Genomic DNA, 6,414 nt, shown 5'->3' with positions numbered 1-6,414 from the left:
CGAGAATTTCCTTCCTGTTTTTCTATAGAACTCGAGTTATGTCCCGAACTCTTTTTTTGCTATTTTTAGCTGAAGAAAAACGGGCGTTTTAGTGAAACAACACCCGTTCTAAGTTAAATACTTTCAATAAATTGTTCCATTAACGGAATTGCGGCGCCCGTAGCGACGGGGTGGTTTAGGACGGACCCGAGGCGTAAGTACGGTCGATCCTCTGGAAAGGCCGTTAAGTTCGCAATTTGTTCTTTAAGCTGGGCCAAAGTTTGGTCGTTGATAAATTGCAATAATTCACCGGCGATCACAATGCGGTTGTCCAGAAACATGTGGAAATTATTGATGGCTTCGGCTAGGTAGTCCAGGTAGGTTTCCCAGCGCGCCCGGTTAGCCTTATTTTGCGCCAGACTGGCCATGAAGTTGTTTAAATTCTCATCGTCGTGGAGTAGCGAACTGATTGACACGTAAGTTTCCACGCAGCCGTGACGTCCGCAGTAGCATAGACGGTCGCTGTTGGCGACGAAGGTGACGTGCTCCATGGTGCCGCTACGGCCTTGTTCACCGGAATAGATGCGATCGTTAATCATGATGGCCGTCCCCAAATGCTCACCGATGGATAAGTAGATGGTGTCCTTATGGTCGTCGGACTTATCGTGTTCCGCGTAGGCGACACAGTCGGCATCGTGGAAAAACGATACCTTATAGGGAAGAAACTGTTCAAACCGGGCGGTCTTTAGGCCCGTACAATCCAAAATCTTACCGTACAAAACGGTGGTTCGATCGTAGGAGATTAGACCTTGAATGCCGACGCCTAGACCGATGACTTGGTCATCAACGAGGCCACAGTCGGTCGCAAAACTCTTGATCCAAGTCGCTAATTGCTGAAAATAGTTATCGTCATTCGAGTAGTCCAACAGCAGTTTGTCGGACGCAATCTCGGTTCCCTTTAAATCGATTGCGGTGATGGTTACGTAATTTTTGAACATCTCAAGGCCTAAACAGACGCGTTTGCGGGCGTAAACCGAGTAGGCGACGGCCCGCCGTCCCACTTGAGATTTAAATTTCCCATCATTACGGATGAGGTCGTTGTTCATGAGAAGTTTCAGGTTATGGGTCACCGTTGGGAGACTGAGGTTTAATTGAATGGCAATTTCTTGCTTGGAAATTTTATCTTGATTGTAAATAAGTTGAAAAACTCGCGAATAATTATTGGTAATCTCGTTTGCCATGTTTGCGCCTCCAATACCGTCATTATACCTAATCTCAACTCGTTTTGTAAAACTGAAGACTTGTTTTATAAAATAGTTTTCTAAAACTCTTGACAGCGGTTACATCTGGATATATGATTAAGGAGCATTAAGGAAAGCGATTTTACAAAACTACTTAATCTTTTGCTAAACGCGCTTTAATGACACTTAAAATTAGTTAACAAATTACTTAGGAGGCAACTACAATGGGTATTCTTGACAGAATGTCACTCAAAGGTAAGAAGATTTACGTTACCGGTGGGGCACAAGGTTTAGGTAAGTCCATGGCCACTGGTTTAGCTGAAGCCGGTGCCGATATCGCCATCGTTGACATCAACGCTGACAAGTCACAAGCAACCGCAAAGGAAATCGCGGACGCCACGGGTCAAAAGGTGATCGCCGTCCCAACCGACGTTACTGATCCCGACCAAGTTCAAAAGATGGTCGAAACGGTTGTTAAGGAATTGGGTGGGTTAGACGCTGCCTTCAATAACGCGGGTATGTGCTTAAACATCCCCGCCGAAGACATGTCCTACAAGGACTGGTTGAAGGTCGTCAACTTGAACTTGAACTCCGTCTTCCTCTGCTCGCAAGCTGCTGGTCGTTACATGCTAAAGAATGGTGGCGGTTCCATCGTGAACACCGCTTCCATGTCCGCTCACATCGTTAACCGGCCACAGCCACAATGCTCGTACAACGCCACTAAGAACGGGGTTATCCAATTATCCAAGTCCTTAGCAATCGAATGGGCGAAGAAGGGTGTCCGGGTCAACACCATCTCCCCAGGTTACATGGGCACGGACTTGACCTTGAGCTCACCTGACTTGAAGCCATTGATCAAGACCTGGAACGATTGGGCACCACTTGGCCGCTTAGGTCGTCCAGACGAATTACAAGGAATGGCCGTTTACTTGGCTGGTGACACGAGTTCATTCAGTACCGGTGACGACTACTTGGTTGACGGGGCCTTCACCGCTTGGTAAAGCGTCCACGTTAACGAACTGAAGGTGACGATCATGCGACTATCGTCACCTTTGCGTTTCTCCAGGTGTGTGATGGATTGATCAATTTGATTGATTCGGGTGAAAGCTACACACACCTATAGCTTTGAAAAACGGCACTGCCGAAGGAAGGGTTACTCATGAAATATTTAATTGGAACAGATATTGGGACGTCAGGGACTAAGAGTATCTTGATGGATACGGAAGGTCACTTGATCGCGCAAGACTTGGAAGAATACGACGTGTTGACACCTAAGCCACTTTGGGCGGAACAATGGCCTAGCGTCTGGGTCGATGGCTTGAAGAAGTCCATCCAAAAGACGGTCGAAAAAGCGGGGGTTGATCCTCACGATATTAAAGGGGTCGGCATTAGTGGTCTGTACGGGGGTTCTGGGATTCCCGTTGACGAGCACATGAAGCCAGTCCGGCCGTGCTTAATCTGGATGGACCGTCGGGCGGAAGACGAAGTTGCCTGGGTCAAGGAACACATCGACGGCGACCGGTTGACCGAAATCACCGGGAACGACGTGGTGGATCCTTACTACGGGTACACCAAGATTCTTTGGATCAAGAACCACGAACCCGAAAACTGGAAGAAGACGCGGATGTTCTTGCCGCCTTCCAATTACGCGATTTACGAGTTGACTGGCAAAGTGGCCATTGACCACACCGCTGCCGGTAACCTGGGTGGGTTCTACGACGTTAACACCAACACCTGGTCTAAGGAAATGCTCGATGCCATGGGGGTTCCCGAAAGCATGATGCCAATGCCAATCGTGGATTCTACGACCATTGTCGGTGGATTGACCGCCGACGCCGCTAAGGAATTAGGCTTATTGGCCGGAACACCGGTGATCTCCGGTGGGGTCGACGTCGGCGCCGCTAACGTCGGCATGGGTGTCTTCAAGCCCGGCAAATACGTGGCCGCCATTGGTCAATCCATGAACGCCGCCTTAGTGAGTGAAAAGCCGATTAAGGGTCAGGGCCTGATCGTTTGGCCGTACCCGTACAAGTCTGAAAACTTAGTCTACAACTTCTCCGGGTCCGCAACGGCCGGCGCCATCACCAAGTGGTTCCGCGACACGTTTGCCCAAGAAGAAGTGGCGGCGCAAAAGGCCGGTGGCGATAACGCCTACGTGGCGTTGAACAAGGAAGCCAAGAAGTTAAACATCGGTCCTGGTAGTGAAGGCTTAGTGGTCTTACCTTACTTCATGGGTGAACGGGCCCCAATCTGGAACTCCGACGCTAAGGGCTTGATCTTCGGGCTGTCACTGGTTCACACTAAGGCCCACATCTACCACGCGTTCCAGGAAGCCGTCTGCTACGCACTACGACACAGTATCGAAAGTACGGGTCGCGACCTCGGCGATTACATCATCATCGCCGGTGGGGTCACGAACTCTAAAGACTGGGTTCAAATGTTTGCTGACGTCACGGGTTACGCCGTACGGACACCAATCGAAGACGCCGAAGCCAACCTGGGTGACGTGATGTTAGCCGGAATTGGTACGGGCATCTTGGATGTCGATGACGTTCAAAAGTGGCAGGTCCTCGGCGACCCAGTCGAACCTGACGCCAAGCGCCACGCCGTTTACAACCAGTACTACACGATGTACCGGAAGCTGTACCAGGACTTAGTCGGAGACATGCACGGTCTCACTAAGCTCGCCAAGTTAGACGCCAACGTGGCCAGCGACAAAGACCCCGTTAGCGCAAAATAATCTCTGGTTCCCATTAGCATCTTTTTAACTTCTTTCACACTTAAACAAACCCTAATGAATAGGCCTCATCCGGACGTGCTGATCCGGATGGGGCCTATTTTAGTCGGTTCTTAGTAGAAGTTGCGTTAGTGAAAGTTAGTCGAACGTAGCTTAGGGAGATTGTTGAGCCTTAGATTGGGTTGGTGGGGCTACGTTGACTGTCTGCCGGGGAAGGAAGGTATCTGATTGCGTTTAGCCGGACGATAGTGAGCTTGATTGGGAAATGAGTTGATTGATACCCAATCGAGCCTCAGGGGCCGCCAGTGCTGTTTGGTGAAGTCTTCCTTAATGGGTTTAAACATGGGTGTAGCGTGAGGTCCGGCAAGGGGCTAGAGCTTGGAGAAAACGACTTTATAGTGGCCGGGGGACGTTAAGCTGGTGCTGAACACTTATTTATGGAATCGGACGGTGGTGGGGAGCCTTAACGAACTAGTGAATTTTCGGTAGAAGGTACCAGAACCAATGCGCTAGAGAAAATTATTGGCAAACGAGTAGTAGGCACGGCTAACGGGACTCACTAAGTATCCTGAGAGATGGTGACCAAGACAGTACTAGGAGAATCCCGACCGTCTGCAACGAGCCATTAGGAACGGAACCATTTCTGATTAGCGGCGTGGTGAGCTCGGGGATGGTCAATAAAATAGGTCTCCTGAGCGTTTTGGTGAATTTAAGATAGTTATCGGGACCCCAGACAAAAACGGTTAGCAGCGTCTTAGGTGGTTAATCCGGCTGCACTACCGCCAACGGCGTGACGGCTAGGATTGATACCAAAAACCGCCACCCAGCTCACAGACTGGATGGCGGTTTTTAGAAGGTTGGATAGAAAGATAAGGAAAGGTGGTTCAAAGTAGAACCCAGCGGTTAATTGTGCGAATCGGCCATTTGCGTGGATGAAGCGACGTGCGTGGCTTTTTGTGAATCGTTTAAGGTCGCCTTAGGCGTGGCAGCGTCTTGTTTTTCCAAACGCTTGCGTAGTTCCTTAACGATTTCGGCGTGCTTAGCTTCGGTCAACGTGACCTTGAAGAAGAAAATCACGGCGGCGATGATCAGCAGCACGATGGGGATGTAGAACATGAACGTGTTGAACTTGAAGACCCCGGCGGCCGAGATGTCACCTGGTTTGGCGTTCCCGGTCATCCCAACGGCCACGGCAACCAAACCAACGACCCCGTTAGAGGCGGCACCGGCTAACTTGTCGATCAGTGGCCGGATGGAGAGCGTTACGGATTCGTTTCGCGTCCCGTTGACCAATTGGACATATTCGACACTGTCGGTGATGGTCATCAACGTGGCCAAGAAGATCAGCGGGTACGGGAAGAAGTAGAAGGACACGGCGACCAGCACCATGGCCAAGTTTTGTCCGGCAAACAGGAAGATCAGGTAACCGATCAACATGAAGGCGATGCCGGCAATGTAGATGGCCTTCCGGTGAATCAAACGTTCGAGTAACGGGTAGATGGACACGGAGAGGACCCCGAGAACACAGGTGATGACCCCGACCCAGGTATAAGCGGCCACGTTCCCCAACCGGTAACGGAAGTAGTACATCAACAGGGATTGGGTGACCACGTAACTAAAGGCAAAGAGGAAGTAAGAAGCCGCAATCCATAGGAGTTGCGTGTTGTTCTTAATGGCGTTGAAGATGGCCTTTAAGTTCGTGTGCTGCGTGTTTTTCCGAATCAGGTTGTCCTGTTCCTTGATGTTCAGGCAGGTAATCAAGGCCCCACCGGAACACAGCAACGCGACGATCAAGACGTAGCCAAACCAGCCGGCGTGGGTTTGTTGACCGTAAGGAACTTTCGAGAAGACGTGGGAGAACAACAGAATGGCTGGCGTGATGATTACGATCACGATCTGGGCCCCCAACGTGGACCCCAACCGTGAAGCCGTTCCGAAGCGGGTCCGAACCTTAGTATCAATGCTGATAGCCGGTAACATGGACCACAAGGCAATGTCACTAAAGGAATAGAAAACGTCGATGACTAGGAAAGTAACCGCTAACAAAATTAGGTACAGGGTCGGATTACTGAACGCTAAGCCACCGTAGTCGGAGAAGAGCACGATCAGACCGATGGAGGCAACGATGGAGCCGGCCATGATCCACGGCCGGAACTTGCCCCAGCGGGTTTCGGTGTTGTCGACGACACCACCGATCATCGGGTCGAACATGATTTCACCGATCCGAATGATCACGACAATCAGCGTGACTAGGCCGACCATCTTTTCGTCGGCGCCGCCGGTGAAGAGTTGACTGGTTAAAAACATCATGAAGTAGATACTTAGCGTGTTATAGAAGGCATCGTGTCCGAACGTGCCAAACGCGTAAGCGAGATACTGTTTCATTGAAAACACCCCTCGATTAGATTTGAAAGTCATTTTAAAAAATACTTTTACAAAACGTCTTGACGAATAAAG

General features: G+C 50.2%; 4 protein-coding genes. 2 read left to right on the top strand and 2 right to left on the bottom strand.

From position 1 onward, the window contains the following. Nucleotides 1–113: 113 nt before the first annotated feature. Complete coding sequence (locus FD25_RS13815; RefSeq protein WP_057804830.1) at nt 114–1,220, bottom strand: ROK family transcriptional regulator; 1,107 nt, start codon at nt 1,218–1,220, stop codon at nt 114–116. Nucleotides 1,221–1,444: 224 nt separating this feature from the next. Here FD25_RS13815 and FD25_RS13810 point away from each other — a divergent pair, with 224 nt between their 5' ends. Then, the gene (locus FD25_RS13810; RefSeq protein WP_057804829.1) at nt 1,445–2,221 is read left to right on the top strand and encodes an SDR family oxidoreductase; all 777 of its coding nucleotides are present in this window, start codon (nt 1,445–1,447) and stop codon (nt 2,219–2,221) included. Between the two features lie 158 nt (nt 2,222–2,379). Continuing rightward, on the top strand, nt 2,380–3,960 hold the full coding sequence (locus tag FD25_RS13805) for an FGGY-family carbohydrate kinase (RefSeq protein WP_057804828.1): 1,581 nt from the start codon (nt 2,380–2,382) through the stop codon (nt 3,958–3,960). Nucleotides 3,961–4,860: 900 nt separating this feature from the next. Here FD25_RS13805 and FD25_RS13800 read toward each other — a convergent pair. Then, the gene (locus tag FD25_RS13800; RefSeq protein ID WP_057804827.1) at nt 4,861–6,342 is read right to left on the bottom strand and encodes a glycoside-pentoside-hexuronide (GPH):cation symporter; all 1,482 of its coding nucleotides are present in this window, start codon (nt 6,340–6,342) and stop codon (nt 4,861–4,863) included. Nucleotides 6,343–6,414: the final 72 nt, after the last annotated feature.

The sequence above is a fragment of the Levilactobacillus acidifarinae DSM 19394 = JCM 15949 genome (genome assembly GCF_001434835.1).
GTDB lineage: Bacteria > Bacillota > Bacilli > Lactobacillales > Lactobacillaceae > Levilactobacillus > Levilactobacillus acidifarinae.
Note: the sequence above shows the minus strand (reverse complement) of the source record. Positions and strands in the feature narration are given on the sequence as shown.